18 protein-coding genes are annotated in these 19832 nt (G+C 45.9%); 7 read left to right on the top strand and 11 right to left on the bottom strand.

Annotated elements, in window-relative coordinates:
- Window positions 1-136 precede the first annotated feature (136 nt).
- Window positions 137-1069: a zinc-dependent alcohol dehydrogenase gene (locus KNP93_RS08170; RefSeq protein WP_214854389.1), complete on the top strand. Its 933-nt coding sequence runs from the start codon at window positions 137-139 to the stop codon at window positions 1067-1069.
- Here KNP93_RS08170 and KNP93_RS08165 read toward each other — a convergent pair.
- The 4 genes from KNP93_RS08165 to KNP93_RS08150 all read right to left on the bottom strand — a co-directional run bounded on the left by KNP93_RS08165 (window position 1034) and on the right by KNP93_RS08150 (window position 4610).
- Window positions 1034-1678, bottom strand: a complete 645-nt coding sequence (locus tag KNP93_RS08165; protein WP_131972598.1) for a VOC family protein — start codon at window positions 1676-1678, stop codon at window positions 1034-1036. The two genes, KNP93_RS08170 and KNP93_RS08165, sit on opposite strands and share 36 nt — an antisense overlap.
- 12 nt (window positions 1679-1690) lie before the next feature.
- Window positions 1691-2422, bottom strand: a complete 732-nt coding sequence (locus tag KNP93_RS08160) for a DUF5694 domain-containing protein (protein WP_131972597.1) — start codon at window positions 2420-2422, stop codon at window positions 1691-1693.
- A 179-nt stretch (window positions 2423-2601) separates the two neighbouring features.
- The gene (locus KNP93_RS08155; RefSeq protein WP_131972596.1) at window positions 2602-3960 is read right to left on the bottom strand and encodes a phenylacetate--CoA ligase family protein; all 1359 of its coding nucleotides are present in this window, start codon (window positions 3958-3960) and stop codon (window positions 2602-2604) included.
- 260 nt (window positions 3961-4220) lie between these two features.
- Window positions 4221-4610, bottom strand: coding sequence for a hypothetical protein (locus tag KNP93_RS08150; RefSeq protein ID WP_131503677.1), 390 nt, complete (start codon window positions 4608-4610; stop codon window positions 4221-4223).
- Between the two features lie 198 nt (window positions 4611-4808).
- Between KNP93_RS08150 and KNP93_RS08145 the strand changes: the two genes are divergently transcribed.
- Window positions 4809-6269, top strand: a complete 1461-nt coding sequence (locus tag KNP93_RS08145; RefSeq protein ID WP_188004445.1) for an NAD(P)H-binding protein — start codon at window positions 4809-4811, stop codon at window positions 6267-6269.
- A gap of 266 nt (window positions 6270-6535) precedes the next feature.
- Window positions 6536-10123 (top strand): dynamin family protein, encoded by a 3588-nt coding sequence (locus KNP93_RS08140; RefSeq protein ID WP_214854386.1) that lies wholly within the window; start codon window positions 6536-6538, stop codon window positions 10121-10123.
- A gap of 56 nt (window positions 10124-10179) precedes the next feature.
- Here the strand turns inward: KNP93_RS08140 and KNP93_RS08135 are convergent, their stop codons facing one another.
- The 3 genes from KNP93_RS08135 to KNP93_RS08125 all read right to left on the bottom strand — a co-directional run bounded on the left by KNP93_RS08135 (window position 10180) and on the right by KNP93_RS08125 (window position 12765).
- Complete coding sequence (locus KNP93_RS08135; protein WP_131972593.1) at window positions 10180-11133, bottom strand: LysR family transcriptional regulator; 954 nt, start codon at window positions 11131-11133, stop codon at window positions 10180-10182.
- A gap of 14 nt (window positions 11134-11147) precedes the next feature.
- On the bottom strand, window positions 11148-12104 hold the full coding sequence (corA, locus tag KNP93_RS08130; protein WP_131503673.1) for a magnesium/cobalt transporter CorA: 957 nt from the start codon (window positions 12102-12104) through the stop codon (window positions 11148-11150).
- A 112-nt stretch (window positions 12105-12216) separates the two neighbouring features.
- On the bottom strand, window positions 12217-12765 hold the full coding sequence (locus tag KNP93_RS08125) for a hypothetical protein (RefSeq protein WP_114595662.1): 549 nt from the start codon (window positions 12763-12765) through the stop codon (window positions 12217-12219).
- Between the two features lie 270 nt (window positions 12766-13035).
- On the opposite strand from KNP93_RS08125, the gene KNP93_RS08120 reads away from it, so the two are divergent.
- Window positions 13036-14136, top strand: a complete 1101-nt coding sequence (locus tag KNP93_RS08120) for an NAD(P)/FAD-dependent oxidoreductase (protein WP_251138722.1) — start codon at window positions 13036-13038, stop codon at window positions 14134-14136.
- A 99-nt stretch (window positions 14137-14235) separates the two neighbouring features.
- Complete coding sequence (locus tag KNP93_RS08115) at window positions 14236-14574, top strand: hypothetical protein (protein WP_131503671.1); 339 nt, start codon at window positions 14236-14238, stop codon at window positions 14572-14574.
- Between the two features lie 131 nt (window positions 14575-14705).
- On the opposite strand, the gene egtD is transcribed toward KNP93_RS08115, so the two are convergent.
- The 4 genes from egtD to KNP93_RS08095 form a co-directional block, all read right to left on the bottom strand.
- Window positions 14706-15668 carry an L-histidine N(alpha)-methyltransferase gene (gene egtD, locus KNP93_RS08110; RefSeq protein ID WP_131503670.1) on the bottom strand — a complete coding sequence of 321 codons (963 nt, stop codon included), beginning with the start codon at window positions 15666-15668 and terminating at the stop codon, window positions 14706-14708.
- Window positions 15669-16940, bottom strand: a complete 1272-nt coding sequence (gene egtB / locus KNP93_RS08105) for an ergothioneine biosynthesis protein EgtB (protein ID WP_251138721.1) — start codon at window positions 16938-16940, stop codon at window positions 15669-15671.
- Between the two features lie 136 nt (window positions 16941-17076).
- A complete protein-coding gene (gene guaC / locus KNP93_RS08100) occupies window positions 17077-18060 on the bottom strand; it encodes a GMP reductase (RefSeq protein ID WP_131503668.1) in 984 nt (327 codons plus the stop codon).
- A gap of 261 nt (window positions 18061-18321) precedes the next feature.
- Window positions 18322-18864 (bottom strand): GNAT family N-acetyltransferase, encoded by a 543-nt coding sequence (locus KNP93_RS08095; RefSeq protein ID WP_214854378.1) that lies wholly within the window; start codon window positions 18862-18864, stop codon window positions 18322-18324.
- Between the two features lie 158 nt (window positions 18865-19022).
- Here KNP93_RS08095 and KNP93_RS08090 point away from each other — a divergent pair, with 158 nt between their 5' ends.
- Window positions 19023-19283 carry a hypothetical protein gene (locus KNP93_RS08090; RefSeq protein WP_251138720.1) on the top strand — a complete coding sequence of 87 codons (261 nt, stop codon included), beginning with the start codon at window positions 19023-19025 and terminating at the stop codon, window positions 19281-19283.
- A 286-nt stretch (window positions 19284-19569) separates the two neighbouring features.
- On the top strand, window positions 19570-19770 hold the full coding sequence (locus KNP93_RS08085) for a cold-shock protein (RefSeq protein WP_012370557.1): 201 nt from the start codon (window positions 19570-19572) through the stop codon (window positions 19768-19770).
- Window positions 19771-19832 lie beyond the last annotated feature (62 nt).

Here is a 19832-nt window from a genome sequence, read left to right as displayed (position 1 = left end):
ATAACATATCCTGAATTGGAAATGGATCCTCATCCGACAGTTTCCACCTTACAAAATTGTCATATTTTTAATCTGATAAGGGATTATTTACCTTATACTAGAAGAAGACGATTTTTTTCAGAAAAGAGGTTTTTTTATGCATCAACACCGATTACAGGTTACGGCAGCCCGGTCTGTCACCTGGACCAGACACCACCTTCCTCCGGTCCAAGAACACGAACTGCTTGTCCGGACGATTGCCGGCGCGATCAGCATCGGGGCTGAACTGCCGCAAGTCCGGGGCGACGACCCCACTGATCCGTCTCCAGCCTATCCGAAAGAGACCGGCTACGAAAGCTACGCCACCGTTATCGCTGTCGGAGATCAGGTCACCCGGTTTCAAGTCGGCGACCGCCTGCTTGCATTTTACGGACATCAGGATATCGCACTCGTCGAAGAAGCCAAAGCCATTCCTGTTCCGGACGGCATATCCGCCAAACTCGCATTGCTGAACATCCTATCGTGCGATGCTGCGAAAGGCGTCCGGAAACTAGAACCAAAACCGACGGACACGGTTTTAGTGACCGGGATGGGTGTCATCGGACTGCTGACCGTTTTCTATCTGCGGCATTACTATCATGTCGACCGAATTGTTGTCTCCGACCCTGATCCGGTCCGAACATCGCTTGCCCTGTCACTCGGGGCGCATACTTTGTACTCAGACACTGATCCATTCGTCGAGACGTTTACACATGCACTGGAATGTTCCGCACGCCAGGACGCTTTCGCCTTATTGCAGGAAAAGCTTGTTCCCCATGGACAGCTCTGCATTCTTTCAGACGGGAATCACGAGACCTTATCGTTGACTGCCGCCTTTTACGAAAAGGAATTGCGGCTGATCGGCTCAAGTGACGGCTGGGATTATCAGGACCATGCCGCATGGTTTTTTAAGACGGCACCACATGTCCCGCAGCTCGAACGGCTGTTTGAACAAACAGTTGCTTCTCAGGATTTAGCCGGATGTTTCGAGAACTTGCTGACAGACACGACGCCTTTAAAGGTTTTCGTCACGTACCCGTCCACTGATTAACGCGAGCGGACTCACGGTCCGGACTTCAAGACCGTTTGGATCCTGCCCAGGCAGCGTAGGCGTTCCGGAAAACACAGCCTGTCTGAAATGCATCCGTTCCGCTACAATCGTCGTAATTTCCGGAACAGGCCGATCCAGTAATTGAGACAACAGCTTCTCAAGACCTGGTGTCGACGTCGCAATGTCGAGTTGCAGCAGTTGGTCACCCGTTTCTGACTGGACGGCATCAGGATGGGTCTGCAGTTCGATCCGGAAACCAAACGGTGTCTGAATGAACGTCCGGCGTTCGTTTGCCTGGACCGTTAATCCGACCGCTTCCGCCCGGCCGAGGATCTGCAGCCGGTCGGCTTCTGTCACGAGAAATCCGATATGATCAAACATCACCTTTTTTCCGTAACCGAACGTCATGTTGATCGCTCCGCGTTTCATCTCAATGATCCGAAACAGAATCGGTTGCTCGCGGAAATCATCCCAGTCGAGCGGAGGATCAAACGAGGTGAACGCTCCTTCGTATCTACCAATCCGTTGTGTCACCTGAAAACCGAGCTGCTGATAAAACCGTTCCGTTTCTTCAACGAAAGGTGTCCATAGATGATAATGAAATAACATATGTATCTCTCCCTATATCATGATATCGTCAAGCGTCAAAAGATTAACCTCGCCACTCTCCGTTAGCAACTGTTTTAGCAAGTGGACGTGTGCAAGACCATAGATGATGACAACCTGCTCATCTTGTCCTGTAAGGCATGCAAGGATATTTTTAAAAATCATCAGGTTGCGATAATACCAATATCGCGATACCCACTCCATTCCAGGTTCACCAAGACAAGCAAGTTTTAAATAAGTCTGATGCATCTCCTGCACCCGTCCATCTGTGTTAATTGTTTGTAGAAAAGAAAGCAACGGCAGTTCGGCAAATTCCTGTTCCATCTGTTGCATTCGTTTTGTCTCCTTGGAAATGATTTCGTCAAATCGTTCAGGCTTTTCCTCTCTAAGCTGTCCAAGCGATGGTATCCCGTCAAGCAACTGATTCCAATCAATTGCTTGAATTAAATTGAGACCAACTTGGGATGCGAGACGAAAACCCAGCTGGTGCCGTTCATCCGCGGTCAGCGTCAAGTTGCCAGCACGATACGCCGCGTATTCATGCGTCAAATCCTGTTGGTTCTCCAATTGCGTTTCCAGCATGATTTTTGTCGGACGAAAGTTAGACAGGACACTCAAAACATCCTTAACTTGTGTTTGCCGGTCCGGTGTCAGGACTGAATTACCTTGTAGATGAAGCAAATCACCGTTATCCGGACGATCAAAATGTATACATCCAAGCAGTAAGACATTGGCGCGTGACCTCATCTCAATCCCCCTTTCTTAATTCTCTTCTCACATATTACAACAATTGTCAAAAAAAACCATACCCCATAAAAAATATCCGACAAAAACACGGATCCTCATTTGGATCCGCGTTACGATTACATCATTACCTTTTTTGAAAAGAAAGGTTAATCTGCCAGCGTTTTTTACGTTTTGAATTTTCAACTGGTCTCCGGTAACAATTGTTTGATTAACAACGTTTTCCCGCTGATTTCTTTCGGAATTTCCGGAACTGCCCGTAACAACACTTCCATTTGTCCGCCAAACAACCGCTTCAAGACGAAGTACAGTTCCTTTTCGTGTTCTTCTTTAAAACAACGTTCATCCGGTACGTACAGCATGACGATTTCTTCCTTGTCGGATTGAATATATTGGACCCGTTCGATACAGTTCGGGAAAGCGCGAACGATACCGGCCAGTTCTCCCTCGAAAATCCGATGACCGTCTTTCAGTTGAATGAAACTTCGTCCCCGTCCGTCAATTGACGCGATGACCGGCCCGGCGTGCCCGCACTGGCACGTTGTTTCACTCAGCGTCATACGATCTCCGACACGGTACCGGACGAGCGGAGTACCGTGTGTATCAAAGCTCGTCACGAGAATCTGACCATCTTCTTCGACCTCAATGATGCCCATTTCATAGTGCAGATGTTTTTTACCATAGCGACATTCTGCAACGATAGGTGCTCCCTCGGATGAGGCATACTGATCAAAAATCGGCGCATGAAACACTTCCTCAATCAATTGGCGTTCCGCCGGCGTCATCATTTCCGCCGTCGGGAAAATCGCCTTCGGGCGGAACGTACACGGAATATTGTATTTTTTGGCATGACGGGCCACTTCGATCATGCCTGAAGGTAAACCGTCGATTGATTCCGGGTTAAACCGGTTCAATTGTTCGATGTACGAGGCTGCCGTTTGTGGATTAATATTCTTAATCGTAAACAACATCTGATTGATCGCTTTATTCATCCGCCAATACACCGGTGCTTTTTGTGATTCTGCCGCTAACGTCTGAGCCGTGAAGCTGGCGCGTCGCATGCCGCGTTCAATCCCGTGTGTCCACTTAAAGTAGTCGAGATGCGCCATCCGGATCTGCATATCTTCTTTTGTGTAATGGACTTGAATCGACTTCCCTGTCGTCCCGCCTGTTTTCCCGAGGATCGGCGCCCGGATTTTAGCATGGACGTCTGCATTACGCGTCCGGAGGATTTCCTTGCTCAATATCGGAATTTGCTTTAACTCATCCAATGCCTGGAGCGGTAATCTGATTTGATGTTGCTCGAACAGCTCTTGATAATAGGAACTGTACGTCTGGCAAAATAGCAGAAATTGATTCAGTCGTGCCAGTTGTTCCACTTGCGCATTCGTCCGAAAACGTTCTTTTTCCTTCAATTCTTGTAACCGTTTTTGATAAACCGGACCATATCGTTCCTGGTAGAGCATGCGACCGTAAACCGTCGTTAAGATATTTTGAAGAAAAATCGGTGAATGAAAGTAAATCGATTGCTTGAGCTGCATACGCTCACTCCTCTCATATCCCAGTCAGAAATTTCAGTTGTAACGTCAGCCATTTCCTGTTACTTACATCTTATTTCCAGTGTTTCACCTGTTCAATCAAATCTTAATAAACAAGCTTAGCTTTTATTCGGATACCGTTTTATGATAATAAACTGATATCACAAACATCTTTTAACGATTCTTCCTTTATTCTTTTTCTTTTACTGTTTTCGGTGAAAAAAAACAAAAAAAGAGGCTATTTCAGCCTCCTTGAACCGTCATCATATTTTTCGTTCCCCCAGCTCTTCGTCTGTCCCAAACATCCGCACCTGAATCGCTCCGAGCACGAGCTTTAACTCTTTCGGGTTCAACTGGTCGATGATTTCGATTACGGTCAACGTCGTACGACCGTTATACAGTTGTACCAAAAGCTGACGTTCCACATCGATCATCCGGTCATCAATCGGTTCAGCCAACATTTCCTGATAAAAAAACTCACCCGTTTCCGGAAAAAAATAATCACTGAACAATTGCATCAATTGTAGATTCCCCGTTGCTAAAAACAGGATTGCCTGAAACGGCGTTTTCGCCCGATTCCGTGTACTCAAGCGTTTTAAAATCATCTGATACCGCTTATTGTGTTGATCATCTAAGAAACAGACTGGATTCATATTCGCCCTCTCCTTAAATTAAAAAGTAAGTAGTATGTACCTGGAAAACGATAATTCGCCTTCACTCATTTGATCTCTTTTTCTTTTTCCCTGTTTTTCACACATCAAGCCTGTTATCTCATGAAAACATCTGAAGGGATTACGAATGGTTTGATTCGGGTAAATTCAACAAGTAATGCCAATCGAGGGGGAAAACATATGACGCAAACACGCAAACGCCTGGCACTTGCAGGTGCAACCGGATATATCGGACACAATCTCTTAAACGAACTCAAGAAAAAATATAACGTCATCGCTTTGTCACGAAACGGGGACGATAAGGACGACGAATCCCATGTCGAATGGCGCTCGTGCGACTTGTTTTCACTCCAGGATACAATCGACGGATTAAAAGGGGCGGATATCGCCATTTATTTGGTCCACTCCATGATGCCGTCCGCTAAATTGACACAAGGGTCCTTTGAAGATATGGATTTGATTTTAGCCGACAATTATGCCCGCGCTGCCAAGGAAAACGGCATTCAGCAAATCGTCTATTTAAGTGGGATCATTCCGGAGGAGACGGAAGAATTGTCGCGCCACTTGAAAAGCCGCTTGGAAGTCGAACGTGTTCTCGGTGCTTACGGGACACCGGTAACGACAATTCGTGCCGCTTTGATTGTCGGCCCAAAAGGGTCTTCCTTCCCGATTTTATCGAAGCTCGTCAAACGACTTCCTGTCATGTTGCTACCAGAATGGACACGGAATCAGACACATCCCGTCGCATTGCCGGACGTCATTCATGCGCTTGGAGCAAGTGTCGGACGGGAGGATCTGAAAGACCGTGCCATTGATGTCGGTGGTCCGGAATCGATGACCTATAAGGAAATGATTTTAAAAACCGCAGAAGTCATGGGGAAACACCAACCGACGTTTGACATCCCTTTGATGACGGTCAAACTGTCCCGCCTTTGGGTGACGTTAGTTTCGGGCGAACCAAAAGAGACGGTCTATCCTCTTGTCGAAAGTATGGTTCATAAGATGGTCGCAGATCCAGATAAGATGGTCGATGGCATCAGCGACGGGAAAATCACGTTTGAAGAATCTGTCCGCATGGCGTTAAAAGAAGAGCAGGAAGAAAAGGACCAAAAGAAACAGAAGAAACAGTCGGGTCATTCCTCTCAAAAAGAGGAAGCGCTTGATGTGCGATCCGTTCAGCGCGTCCGCTTGCCGGAAGGTCGCGATGCCAACTGGGCAGCCGATAACTATGTATCGTGGCTTTCCTCTTTCGCCAAGCCGTTCCTGACTTCAAGCATTGCGAATGAGACCGTCGTAAAGATTCAAGTGCCGTTCGTCGATGCACCGCTTCTTGAATTAACAAAAGATCCGTTTCAGGATGCCGAGCAAGCGACGTACCGGATTACCGGCGGACTGTTTGCACAAGTTCAGGAAGGCAGCAAAGGGCGGATTGAGTTTCGACAGATTCCAGGATCCCAGGAGTGCCTGATTGCCATTCATGAGTATGTACCGGCCTTACCGTGGATCATTTACAAATCGACGCAGGCCAACATTCACCTGCTCGTCATGTACCTGTTTAAACTCCACCTTCTACGTCTGATGCAGACAACGGAACAATCTCCGGACGAATCGGAAATGATTGTCCCTGATACAACCGGATGATTTTCATAAAAAAACGTCACCATCGAGCAGATTGAATTCCTTATTTCTCAGGAATTCAATCTTTTTTTATTCCTCACGAATTTACTGTCCATGACCGATGAATTGGATTGAATATGCTCTTTTTTCATCATATACTATTTTGCAGAATTCGTAAGTCTTGAAGGTCCTTTTCACACTCGGTTGTAGAACTTACGGATGAACAGATGACGGAACCAAAATAAGCGTGATACACTGAAACTGGATTGTAAGAAAGGGGTTTCACACGTATGCGCTCATTTGAAGAACGGTTAACAAATCACATTGAAGCGACCGCGCTTCTCACGACATTGATTCAACCCTCGTCGGATCAACTCCGACTCGACAAATTAAATAAATTTTCCGAAAAACTATTAAAACGCGAATTTACGATTGCTTTCGCCGGTCATTTTTCTGCCGGGAAATCCAGCATGATCAATGCCTTGACGGGCGAGTCCATTTTACCGACCAGCCCGATTCCGACCAGTGCCAATATCGTCACATTACGTCGGGAGGAGGAGGATGCGGCCATCGTCCATTTTCATGATCGTCCTGCCGTCCAGTTGGCCGCAACCGACTTACCGCATCTTGAGACATTAGGACGGGACGGCACCGTCGAACGGATCGATATCACACATGCCGGTTCAAGCTTACCGGAAGGACTCGTTTTAATGGATACGCCCGGTGTTGATTCCGTCGATGACGCCCACCGGATTTCCACGGAGTCAGCTTTACACTTAGCGGACATGATTTTTTACGTCATGGACTACAACCATGTCCAATCCGAATTGAATTTCACTGTCACCCGTGAATTGTTGACTTCCGTGCCTGCATTGTATTTGATCGTCAATCAAATCGATAAACACCAGTCCGGCGAACTATCGTTTGCCGCCTTTAAGCGTTCGGTCGTTCAGTCATTTGCAACCCATGGCGTCGAGCCTAAAGGAATTTTCTTTACGAGCTTACGGGAAGCGGATCATCCGGAAAATGATTTCCTGACCGTTAAACAGCTTGTCGACCAAAGCATTCGTGACGTCCAGCCGAAATTATTGCAATCAGCTGTTACGACACTGGAGTCCTTACACGCCGAACACGTATCGTATCTTGAAACACGCATCGAAGAAGCGGTCCAGTCGACGGACGAACTCATCACTTCGTCAGAGCGGCAACACTCCGAAGCCTTGTTTGAACAGTTGCATCAGCTCGATTTGCAACTCGAACTGATGGCACCGGAACAGTGGGTCAGCCGTTTTTCACAGCACCGGGAAAGCTTATTGCGCAATGCTACACTAATGCCGTTTGAGCTTCGTGAAAAAATGCGAACCTTTTTGGAAACACGACAAGCATCCTTTAAAGTCGGGTTTTTCAGAAGTGCCAAAAAGACGCAGATCACCCAGCAACAGGTCGCGGACGAACTCATACGGGCGTACCGCTCCGTTACGACATCTGAAATCGCTTTGCATCTGCGGAAGTTGATGAAACAATCTTTAGCGGAAGCCGGTCTCTTATCTGATCAGCACACGATGCAGATTGATACCTATCCACTCGACCCGCCACTCCGCGTCATCGAGGATGCCGTCCAGGAAGGTATCACGATTACCGGTGAGTCAGTCCTCCAGTTTACGAATCGTGTCGTCAGTTTGACGGTCGACTGGTATACAAAAGAGACGAACCGCTGGCGTGACAGCATTCGAACAGAACTGGAACAGACAGATGGCAACGTCAAACAGGACTTGCTGACGGAACAAGCCGCATTACGCCAAAAATGTGAGCTGTTGAAAACCGAAGCCGACTCCCGGCAATTGCTCCAAATGTATCTTGAACAGGCGGACTCGCCGACGAACCAACAACTGGAAACGGCTCGACAACAGGTCTTGAAATGGCAACAGGAACTGAGCCAAGCCGAGCAAGCGTTAGTTCCGTTCCAGCCGCAGGAAGTAATCGAGGAAGTCGCCGTTGCTGAAGAAGCAACTCTTTCACAAGACGTCGAGGAGACACGGGCTTATACGTTGGAAGACATACAACAGATCCAAACGATTTTAGCATCCGTTTCCGGATTCGAAGACACGGTCGCCTACCTGCAAGACAAACTGAACCGTGTCTCCTCCAGTACGTTCACGATTGCTTTGTTTGGTGCGTTCAGTGCCGGCAAGTCGTCGTTTTGTAATGCGTTACTCGGACAACCGGTCTTGCCTGTCTCACCTAATCCGACGACCGCTTCGATCAACCGGATCAATCCGGTCAGTACGGTACATCCGCACGGTACTGCGACGATCCGCTTTAAGTCGGAACAGGAACTCGTCGACGAATTAAATGACCTGCTTCAGGCTTTTGACGTGACGATTACGTCCTTGCAGGAAGCAGCACATTGGATTGAATCTCAACCGGACCATACATTGCGGGATACCTCTTTTTTACGTGCCTTTTTAACAGGGTATCCGTCTGTTTCGCCGTTCGTCGGAACGATACAAACCGTTGATCAAACGACGTTTACGGACTATGTCGCACAAGAGCATCTCAGTTGCTTTGTTGATGTCATCGATTTGTACTTCGATAGTCCATTGACCCGCCTTGGGATCACTCTCGTTGATACACCGGGTGCCGATTCGATTAATGCCCGTCATACCGACGTTGCCTTTGACTACATCAAAGATGCGGACGCTATCTTATTCGTGACGTATTTCAATCACGCCTTCGCCCGTGCCGACCGTGAGTTTCTGATTCAGCTCGGTCGTGTCAAAGATGCGTTTGAACTGGACAAAATGTTTTTCATCGTCAATGCGATTGACCTGGCACAAAACGACACTGAAAAACAAGCAGTCCTGCAGTACGTCGGGACTGAATTACAACGGTTCGGTATTCGGTCGCCTCGTCTGTTCGGCGTCTCAAGCCTTCACGCATTAGCCGAGAAGCAGATGGACCGCACGCTGGATTCAGGTCTGCCAGTCTTTGAATCCGCCTTCCATCAGTTCCTGGAACGGGATCTCAAAGGACTGGCCGTTCAAGTATTGTCGGAAGAAACGGAGAAAACCGTCCATCGTTTACGCCAATTGATGGAACAGACCGAATTCAACATCGCCCGAAAAGAAACACGGCTAGAAGAACTGGACGACTTGAGTCAGACGATCGACACACACTTTTCAGACCGGCGGACCGATTTACTCCGTCATGCCTTATTCGCTGAAATTCATGAACTGTTACATCATGTCAACCAACGGATCTATTACCGTTTTCCGGATTTCTTTAAAGAAGCATATCATCCTGTCCGCTTCGCGAATGCCACAAAGCAGCAAGCCTTACACGAAGCATTGGTCGAGCTACTCGGCTTTTTGAAATATGATTTCGAACAAGAATTACGCGTGACTCATTTTCGGATTGACGGTTGGATCAAAACAGCTCTCGTCCAACGCTTCCAGGATGAAGAGCGGTATGCGACGAAGTTGAACCCTTCTTTCCAGCTTTCGCCGTTCGAAGCACCGGCGATGACATCCGTCCATTTTGAGGGTCCTTTCCAAGATGCGACACCGTACCAGTCTGTCAAACAGTATTTTCGTAATCCGAAAGCCTTTTTTGAACGGAATGAAAAAGAACAATTAAAAGATGCCTTGATGCAGTTGACGAAACCGGATGCGGCATCTTATCTTGAAACGGAAGAGCAGCGGTTACGCGAACTGGCGCAGCAACACATCGCCCACTTGCTCGACGAGATGTACACCGCGTTATCCGGAACGTTACAAAAACAAATCGAGATGGAACGAAACAGTTTGGCGACGACGGACCGACTCGAACAATTCAAACAAGCTTATTCGAGCATCAGCCATCTGAATCAAACCGTTTAATTTCCCTCCATGATTGGACCCATTCCTATACAAAGAACCCGAATCAGTTCCACTTCTTAGAAAAGAGGTGGCTGATCCGGGTTCTTTTTAACGCTTTCTCCACGATTGGACGGATGCGGCCAATAGGATTTAAAATAATGTAAGACATAGTCCTGGACGTGCCGCACGAGCGGACGCTGCTCGATTCCTGCTAAATGATTTAACGACACGTCCCATAGCATCGGGGGGTCAAACGGTAAAATCCGGATGTCTTCCGCATGATGAAATCGGAGAATCGGCTCCGGCAAAATCGACACGACGTCGAGTTCCTGCACCATGCCGATCAACAAATCCCACGCACCGGAAGTAAAAAAGATCTGCGGTTCGACTTGTACGTGCCGGAACTGGGATAAAATCTGATGATGCAGCATAAAACTATCATTGAGGATGACCAACGGTTCCGCTGAAAGATCACGGTAAGAGACACTTTTGGCCTCGCTTAACGGATGGCTCGGTCTCACCGCGACGACGACCTCATCCTCGATCAATCGATACCGTTTTATGCCATAGGATTCCCCCGGTTCAATTAAAATCGCCAGGTCCAGTTCTTCGAGCAACAGGCGGCGCTTCAATTCAAATGCGCCTTCTTCGATGATTTCCAACTCAATCCCGGGATGTTCCGCCATCAATTTCGGAATCAGTTGCGAAAAAAGGACAGGCAAAATGACCGGTGGAATCCCCAACCGGACTTTCCCTCGGATGACACGCGACCGTTCGTGAAGATGTTCCATCATTTGTTGATGTCCGTGCAAAACACTCAGGGCATCCTCATAAAATTGCTGTCCGGCGTCCGTCAGACCGGTTAATCGTCCATGGTGACGCAAAAACAACTCTACCTGTTCCACCTCTTCAAATTCCCGCACCAGTTGACTGAGCGCCGGTTGTGAAATACGAAGATGCTTGGAAGCCCGTGTTAAATTGTACGCATGATCTACAATTGTCGTAAAAAATGTCAATTGCCGAATGTCCATCTGACTTCCTCCTCTTACTCATCAAACCAGTGATTTTTTCTGAAATATAGAATCATTCCCATCGCAATGACTGCCATCCCTCCCAGTGTGAAGAAATAGCCGAAACGCGTCGTCAGTTCGGGCATATGTTCAAAATTCATCCCGTAGATGCCGGCGATGAACGTTAATGGCATGAAGATGGTCGTAAAAATCGTCAACGTCTTCATGATATTATTCATCCGGTAGGAGTTGAGTGAAATAAAATTATCCCGGAATTCAGACGTCATTTCCCGGTTGTATTCAATCATCTCGTTCAGCTTAAGCAGATGATCATAAATATCCTGAAAAAACGCTTTTTTATTTGCATTAATCGCAAGCCGACGGGATTCAACGACCCGGTACAACAAGTCCCGCATCGGTAAGATGGTCCGGGCGACGACTAACAAATCGGATCGAATCTCAAATACATCTTCCATGATCCGTTTATCATTCCCGCGCTGTTCGTACCGTCCTTCCAGTGCAAAAATCTTATCTTCTAACGTATGAACAATCGGAAAGTAACCATCGACGATTTTATCCATGATTTTATGAACGATCTCAATAGTCCACTGTTCCGGATTATTATGTATACGCTGGAAAGCTTGAAACACGACATCGATTTCACTCGACGGCTCCTCGTGATAAGAAACGACATAATTCTCATTGGCGAACAGGTTAATCTCTTTTCCTTTGAGTGACTCCGTATCCAGGGCATGCAACACAAAAAAGCTGTATCCGTCGTAATATTCTAACTTAGGACGCTGCAAGTATTGAAAACAATCTTCAAGGGCCAACGGATGAAAATCAAAAGCGGACACCAGCTGTTGTTTTTCCTGCTCCGTCGGTTGATTAAAATCGACAAAATACCATTTGATACCGGGTGCGTGAAGACGATTTAAACTATCATCCACTAAAACCTGATGATCTGTCGTCACCATTAGACAGCGTATCATGAACATTCACCTTCTTTTCGTTACGGTTTATTCACACAGTATCGCAAACAATCCGCTCGATTTCCATAAAAAAAAGACTGCAGCCCTATTTCAGCACTACAGTCCCCCTGCTTTATCCCCGTTCGAAGTAAAAGCCATTCCAGTAGACATGACGATACGTAAATTCTTTACCACTTTTTGTTGTCACAAGCATTTCATCTTCCGAAACGACAGCAATCTTGACGGGGGTCTCTCCGTGATCGGTCAAAAAATTTAAAATCTCTAAATGACGATTTAGCCATAACCGGCGGCGGAACCAACGGAACCGACTAAACGCAGCTGTAAAGTGTAAAATCGATAACAGCATGATGATCATCCCAAACGGTAACGGTACATCAAACAACGCAATTAAATAAAAATCCGCGATGATTAAAAAGACGGATAATCCCATCTCGGTCATCTCCATAAAAGACGCTTTATACGTGGCAAAATAGGTCATGACACGAAATAAAACGATGACCGTCAAATAAGGTACAAAATAAAGACGAAAAACGTTGTCCGACCCACTGTTGACATACATGAGCAAGGGCAGGAAGAAGAGCAACTTCCAAATTAGGATGGCAGAATAAAACAAAGTGTGATCCGTGTAGCGTTTGCGTACGATGGCGCGACTAATGTTCATTGCCTTCCCCTCCTTCAATGGTGACTACATGTTCGAGTCGATGATGTCGGGATCTAATGCCTATAAGGGTATGTTTCCTGATTGGACCGTTTCTAATCGTATATTTTGTGTGAAATATCGGTTTATATTCAGTATACGAAACATTTTGATAAATAGTTTTACTTTCCCATCATTCCCCATATTTATAATGTGCTGAATCGATCGGATTTGTCGTTTGTCTGTTTTTTCTTTACACTTGATACAGATCACTTTAGAAATGAGATGAAAAACATGTACAGCCATATCGTTGTCGGTGCCGGCATCCTCGGAACATCGACCGCTTATCATTTAGCGAAACAAGGTGCAACGGTCCTGCTGATTGACCGGAAAGAAGCCGGACGTGCCACTCATGTCGCAGCTGGTATCATCTGTCCCTGGATGACACAACGACGCAACAAAGCCTGGTATCGACTAGCCAATAACGGTGCTCATTATTACGATACGCTAATTCCAGAACTGGAAGCACTCGGTGAAACGAAGACGGGCTATCAAAAAGTCGGAACCATCGCCTTACATGAGACGTCAAAAATTGAAAAGATGCAAACGATTGCAGAAAATCGTTTCCCGGAAGCACCGGCGATCCAACAAATTGAACGGTTGACAGCTGATCAAGTCCGATCAATGTTTCCCTTGATTGAGTCGATTGAGGACGCCTTATTCGTCTCTGGAGGAGCCCGTGTCGACGGACGTGCCTTACGGGCTGCCTTAGAAAGCGGAGCAATCAACCACCAGGCTACCGTTCTTGAAGCCGATGCTTCGCTAGTCGTCGTCGACGGTCATGTCAAAGGGGTTCAAATCGGGCCCGACATCCATTATGCCGATCAAATCATCTTGACGGCCGGTGTCTGGATTAATGAATTACTCGAACCGTTGCAAACGCGTCTTGATATTCGTGCCGAAAAAGGACAGATTCTTCATTTGGATATTTCGAACGAACAATCAAAAGATTGGCCTGTCATCATGGGACAACGCGGTTTGTATCTCGTGTCGATCGAAGATGGAAAACTCGCACTCGGTTCGACGCATGAAAAACAGCTCGATTACAATCTTCAGCCGACTGTTAAAGGAATGTACGCCTTATTGACACGTGCCATTCCGGTCGCACCTGTACTGGAAGAAGCAAACATCAACGAAATGCGGGTCGGTCTTCGCCCGTATACGAGCAATTCCTTACCTGTCATCGGTCGACTGGCGACTCATCCGAATGTCCTTGTCGCCAATGGTCTCGGGGCTTCCGGTTTAACGATTGGTCCGTATCTCGGTCAGGAGTTATCCAAATTGGCATTAGGAAAAGATTTGGACATTGATTTGAACGATTATCTTTTGCAATAACCTGCTGATGATTCACATATCTCCATCTATAGTAAAGGTATACCCTTTCTAAAAAGGAACAAACGTTCTTATAAAATGAAATTCAAAGGAGTTTTGGATGTGCACCCGATAAAAGATATGGTGACCCCTGAACAATTCGAAACACTGGATATTCGCGTCGGCACCATCCGCTCCCTCCATGTTTCAGATGCAGAACCCGGCTTTTTAAATCTGTCGATTGTGTTTGGAGACTTTCAACAGGCCATATTTCTGGATTGGAAAGAATCCCGGTTCGAGTACGAAGAAATCGTCGGGAAACAGGCTTTGGTCCTGCTGAATGTTCCGGGAATCGTTGCCGGTACGACCGGCCGTGTTCTCGAACTAGGGACACAAGATCATCTGATGCCAGTACTGGCGTGTCCGGAACATCCGATTCCTGACGGTAGTCGACTGAGTTAACACAGAAAAGCAGAAGTCAGCAGACAACGCGCTGTCTTGAACGAAAAGAAGGAATCGCCATCGTCACAGATGAGCAATCCCTTCTTTTTGGCTTATGACACGGACTGATGTTTCAGCCCTTATCGTTTCAATCAGATCCGCGTCTTTTCCAAGTAGTGTACGCTGAAATGGTGCTTTGCATCCGTAAAACATCTAATTGGAGTAAATCCGTTTTGTTTGGCTAACCATTGAAATTCTTCCTGACTGTACTTATAGGAATTTTCCGTATGAATCGTTTCCCCCTCTTTAAACGGAAAGCGCTGATCGGCAATCGTGACGATTTGATCGATCCGGCTTTTCAGATGCATTTCAACCCGCCCCTGCTGTTCGTTATAAAAGGCGATATGTTCAAACAAATCTACATCAAACGTCCCTCCAAGTGTTTCATTGATATGCCGCAAGATATTTAAGTTAAACTGTGCCGTAACGCCAGCTCGATCATTGTAAGCCGCATGGAGCAGATTAGTTTCTTTTTTTGTATCAATTCCGATTAAGAAACCGTCTCCCTTCTCCAGCAATTGACTCGATTGTTGTAAAAAGTCTGCTGCTTCCTGCGGATTAAAGTTTCCGATTGTCGAACCGGGAAAGAAAATCACCTTTTTTTGTTTATCTTCAATCGGTAAATGCAAAGGGGCAGAATAGTCACCACAAACCGCTTTAATCCGGAGTCCCGGATAATCTTGAGATAATTGATGCGCGGATTGGATTAGAAAATCTTTCGAAATATCGATTGGCATATATTGTTCCAATTGATGGAGGGAACTGAGTAAACTTTTGATTTTACGACTGCTTCCGCTTCCATACTCAATTAGTGTGTGGACCGGTCCAATACAATCTGCAATGGCCGTTTGGTGTTCGGATAGAATATCGATTTCCGTCCGCGTCAAATAATATTCCGGTTGCTGTGTAATCCGTTCGAATAATTCCGATCCGGTTTGATCATAAAAGTATTTTGCTTGCAACACCTTTTGAGGTTGCGCTAAACCGTGTAATACTTCTTGGAGCATGTTCTGCTGATCCGTGTACATATCAAAACTTTCGACTTGTTGCCGCATTTAGAGGTCACCCGCCAATCGGAAGCCACTGAACTGCCAACGTTTAGCAGGTGGGAAGAAATTCCGGTACGTCGCACGGATATGATTACCCGGAGTCACACAGGCACCGCCGCGAAGAACCATCTGGTTACACATGAACTTGGCATTGTACTCCCCGAGTGCTCCTTCAAGCGGTCGACTTTTCGGATACGGAGCATATGCACTTGCCGTCCATTCCCAGACATCACCGAACATGCCGTTCACCGACTGATTCGCGTCTTGAACCGGAACGGGATGATAGGAACCTTGTTCCATGAAGTTCCCCTGTTGATCAACTTGCCGCCCGACGTATTCCCATTCGGCTTCAGTTGGTAGACGTTTCCCGCACCACCGGCTGTAGGCATCGGCTTCATAAAAACTCACATGACAAACCGGTTCATCCAACTGCAAAGGTTCAACACCGTTCAATGTGAAGATGGACCAGTCACCCTGTTGATCTTTCATCCAGTAGAGAGGTGCTTTCCACTGTTGTTGCGTCACGACTTGGAAGCCGTCCGACAGCCAATGTTCAGCTTGCTCATACCCGCCCGCCTCAATGAATGCCATGAACTCACGGTTGGTGACGGGGCGTGTTGCGAGTTCAAATGGTTCTAACCACGCTTTATGAACCGGACTTTCATTGTCAAAGGCAAATCCCACACCCTCATGACCGATTTCAACGAGTCCCCCTTCAAATCGCGTAAACGTAAGCGGCGGCGACTGAGCTGTTCCACGCCGCTCGACTTGTCGGGTCTGATACGCCGGCAATAACGGATTAGTAAAGAAGTTGTATTTTACATCCATCAAGATTAACTCCTGATGTTGCTGTTCATGCTGCAGTCCCATTTCGACCAATTGCTCGATGACCTGTTGAAGGGCCGTCTCTCGTTCTTGTCGCAACAATGTCAAGACTGCCTGATCGACATGTTCACGATAAGCAATGACGTCCTTGACGGTCGGACGTGACAACACCCCTCGCTGATGGCGCGGTTGATACGGACCGATCGAATTGTAGTAGGAATTAAATAAATAGTTGTATACCGGATCAAAAACATGATACGTATCGTCATACTCTTGAAGGATCATCCGTTCAAAAAACCATGTCGTATGGGCAATATGCCATTTCGGCGGGCTGACATCCGTACTTGCCTGAATTACAAAATCCTCTTGTTCCAACGGTTCAATCAAGGTTAATGTCTGATTCCGGACCGTATTGAACTTGTCTGCTAAGTAAGTCGTAATCTCTTGACTCAATTCATCCACTTCCTTCAAATAAAATATTCTGAAAATATGCACCATTATCTTTACCCGTTTTCCTTTTAAGTAAGCGTTTACAATCAACTGCAAACAAATCGGAGTGAGACCCCATGCTGGTCCCACTCCGACTTGTTTAATACACTTTATCGCCGTTAAAAATCGAATTTTTGACAACGACATAATCAACCGTTCGAATCGCCTGCAGTTTATTGCCGCCGGCATAGGAAATCGCCGATTGCAAATCTTGTTCCATCTCAATCAGGGTGTCGGACAAACTTCCTTTAAATTCAACGAACATCTTTTTACCCTCGACATTCTTCTTTTCACCTTTTTGAAATTCCGAAGCGGATCCGAAGTATTCCTTCACCTGTAAACCGTCGACTTCTTGCATTTCACCAGGAGACTCTTCGTGTCCGGCAAACAATGAACCGATCATGACCATCGTCGCCCCGAAACGGACGGATTTAGCAATGTCTCCGTGTGTCCGGATGCCACCATCTGCAATGATTGGTTTACTGGCAGCCTTGGCACACCATCTCAATGCTGCCAACTGCCATCCGCCCGTACCGAATCCCGTTTTGATTTTCGTGATACAAACCTTCCCTGGTCCGATCCCGACTTTTGTTGCATCTGCGCCGGCATGTTCCAGTTCGCGAACAGCTTCCGGTGTCCCGACGTTACCTGCGATGACAAAGCTGTCCGGTAACACGTGTTTGATATGTTGGATCATCCGGATGACCGCTTCTGAATGTCCATGCGCGATATCAATCGTGATATATTCCGGCGTCAATTCTTCGTGTGCCAATGTCTCGATGAACGCATATTCTTCCGTTTTCACACCGACACTGATGGAAGCAATCAATCCCCGTTCCTGCATCGTGCGAACAAAGTTCAGTCGCGTTTCCGGCTCAAACCGGTGCATGATATAAAAATAGCCGTTTTCAGCTAAAAAAGTTGCGATTTTTTCATCGATGATCGTCTGCATATTAGCTGGCACGACAGGCAATTTAAAGCGTCGTCCTCCGAATTCGACCGTCGTATCACATTCCGAACGACTTCCGACGATTGATTTAGCTGGAATCAATTGAATATCTTCGTAATCAAATACTACATCCATCACTAACACCTCAAATAACGAATATTTTTTATGAATAACACTTTAACGTTCGTACTATAATACTGTAACGAACAATTAATGGTTTGTCAAAAACATTTCGTCAAAAAACATACTTTTTGAAAAATAAAAGCACTTAATGTTCGGATTTAAGGTCATTTCACTCTGTCGATTGACCATTTCAGTGATTTATCATTAAAAAAGATAGATTCCGTTTCTTCTATAGCCCAGTCATCAGGACGACGTCACTTTGATATGGATCTGTTAACCGGGTGCAAACTCTTCTTTTAACAGCGCGAACAAAATAAAATCTTCCCATGCACCGTTGATGTACAAGCTTTTTTTCGCAAGCCCTTCTCTTCTGAATCCCACTTTTTCTAACACACGGATGGAACCGATGTTTTCCGGCATCACTTCCGCCCGTAGACGGTGAAACTGATGGGTCTCAAATAAAAGTTTAGCCGCCTGTCGAACAGCTTCCGCCATAATTCCTTTTCCATTGTGTTCCCGGTCCAATTGATATCCGATCATACATGTCTCTGCCGGAAACCGTTCGACAAAAGCTGCAGAAACTTCACCGATTAATTGATTGTTTTCCGTTAAAAAGATTCCATAGGCATATGATCGATCCACCAAACTGTTTTCAAGCATCTGTTCGATTCGTTCCAGTTGCTTCGGCAATGTATAACTATCCGGTTTCGGTTTTACAGGCATCCAGTATTCAAAATGTAATTGATTCCGGAGGCTTAACCGGAGTAGCTGTTCTGCATCAGACAGTTGATATGGTCGAAGAAAAATGGTTCCCATGATTAATTTCCTCCTTAAAAAAATAGTATGAATTCATAATTCTTTAACTTTAGAGAGTTAAAGCGTTTGATAATTCTTTTTTCGGGAAAATTATAAAATATCTGCATAAGTAACAAAGTGTTTACAAACGTGTTGTAAACAATTAAAAGGAGGAGAGCATGCGTATAAATACAGATACAGAGTTATTTAAACAAATCGAATTAAAAAATAAGCACGCTCTCGAAGCGTTATACGATCGGTACGAAAAGTCCTTATACTTACTTCTCACACGTATGTTGAATGACGAAAAAAGAGTTCAACTTACGTTAAGACAAATTTTTCAGGATGTCTGGACAAGCCCGAACCAACATTCTACTATTCACGGCTATTTGATTACTGCTGTAAAACAAGCCCGATCCCAGCGCGAACCGATCCATTAATCCTTTCGCGATTTTGTTCCTCTTATATGAAGAAGAACATTTTATAGATATTCGAACTGCATGCATACATTCCTTCAAGGAATAACCTTTCTTCAAGTGAGTTTGATATTTTTAGGGGAGATTGCCACTTTTTTTGTTTATTACTTCCTTTTTTCATTTTTTCATGGTATATTATAAACAATTATTGTTGTTCGGTGGAGATACAAAGTTTACACTTTCGACTCGATGAAATTGATCACAGTAGTAATAATCAGTGTGACTTAGTCATACGCAGGAGGCAACACACATGGAACAAGGTAAAGTAAAATGGTTTAACGCAGAAAAAGGTTTTGGCTTCATCGAACGTGAAAGCGGCGACGACGTTTTCGTTCACTTCTCAGCTATTCAAACAGACGGTTTCAAATCACTTGACGAAGGTCAAGAAGTTTCGTTTGAAGTTGAAGAAGGCCAACGCGGACCGCAAGCAACTAACGTTACTAAACTTTAATTTTCCTGAGAGGATCCGCAACTGCGGATCCTCTTTTTTAATTCTTTTCCGCCTACCCCTAT

This window comes from Exiguobacterium sp. s166, from assembly GCF_018618855.1.
GTDB lineage: Bacteria > Bacillota > Bacilli > Exiguobacteriales > Exiguobacteriaceae > Exiguobacterium_A.
The sequence above is the reverse complement of the archived record's forward strand: the minus strand, read 5'-3'. Positions and strand labels throughout refer to the sequence as shown.

Excerpts from the sequence above, each read along its gene's own strand:
- KNP93_RS08145 (WP_188004445.1), top strand. The coding sequence starts at position 4,809 with ATGACGCAAACACGCAAACGCCTGGCACTTGCAGGTGCAACCGGATAT.
- KNP93_RS08135 (WP_131972593.1), bottom strand. The coding sequence starts at position 11,133 with ATGGACATTCGGCAATTGACATTTTTTACGACAATTGTAGATCATGCG.
- KNP93_RS08150 (WP_131503677.1), bottom strand. The coding sequence starts at position 4,610 with ATGAATCCAGTCTGTTTCTTAGATGATCAACACAATAAGCGGTATCAG.
- KNP93_RS08090 (WP_251138720.1), top strand. The coding sequence starts at position 19,023 with ATGCGTATAAATACAGATACAGAGTTATTTAAACAAATCGAATTAAAA.
- KNP93_RS08120 (WP_251138722.1), top strand. The coding sequence starts at position 13,036 with ATGTACAGCCATATCGTTGTCGGTGCCGGCATCCTCGGAACATCGACC.
- KNP93_RS08160 (WP_131972597.1), bottom strand. The coding sequence starts at position 2,422 with ATGAGGTCACGCGCCAATGTCTTACTGCTTGGATGTATACATTTTGAT.
- guaC (WP_131503668.1), bottom strand. The coding sequence starts at position 18,060 with ATGGATGTAGTATTTGATTACGAAGATATTCAATTGATTCCAGCTAAA.
- KNP93_RS08085 (WP_012370557.1), top strand. The coding sequence starts at position 19,570 with ATGGAACAAGGTAAAGTAAAATGGTTTAACGCAGAAAAAGGTTTTGGC.
- egtD (WP_131503670.1), bottom strand. The coding sequence starts at position 15,668 with ATGCGGCAACAAGTCGAAAGTTTTGATATGTACACGGATCAGCAGAAC.
- KNP93_RS08165 (WP_131972598.1), bottom strand. The coding sequence starts at position 1,678 with ATGTTATTTCATTATCATCTATGGACACCTTTCGTTGAAGAAACGGAA.
- KNP93_RS08170 (WP_214854389.1), top strand. The coding sequence starts at position 137 with ATGCATCAACACCGATTACAGGTTACGGCAGCCCGGTCTGTCACCTGG.
- KNP93_RS08140 (WP_214854386.1), top strand. The coding sequence starts at position 6,536 with ATGCGCTCATTTGAAGAACGGTTAACAAATCACATTGAAGCGACCGCG.
- KNP93_RS08095 (WP_214854378.1), bottom strand. The coding sequence starts at position 18,864 with ATGGGAACCATTTTTCTTCGACCATATCAACTGTCTGATGCAGAACAG.
- KNP93_RS08125 (WP_114595662.1), bottom strand. The coding sequence starts at position 12,765 with ATGAACATTAGTCGCGCCATCGTACGCAAACGCTACACGGATCACACT.
- corA (WP_131503673.1), bottom strand. The coding sequence starts at position 12,104 with ATGATACGCTGTCTAATGGTGACGACAGATCATCAGGTTTTAGTGGAT.
- KNP93_RS08155 (WP_131972596.1), bottom strand. The coding sequence starts at position 3,960 with ATGCAGCTCAAGCAATCGATTTACTTTCATTCACCGATTTTTCTTCAA.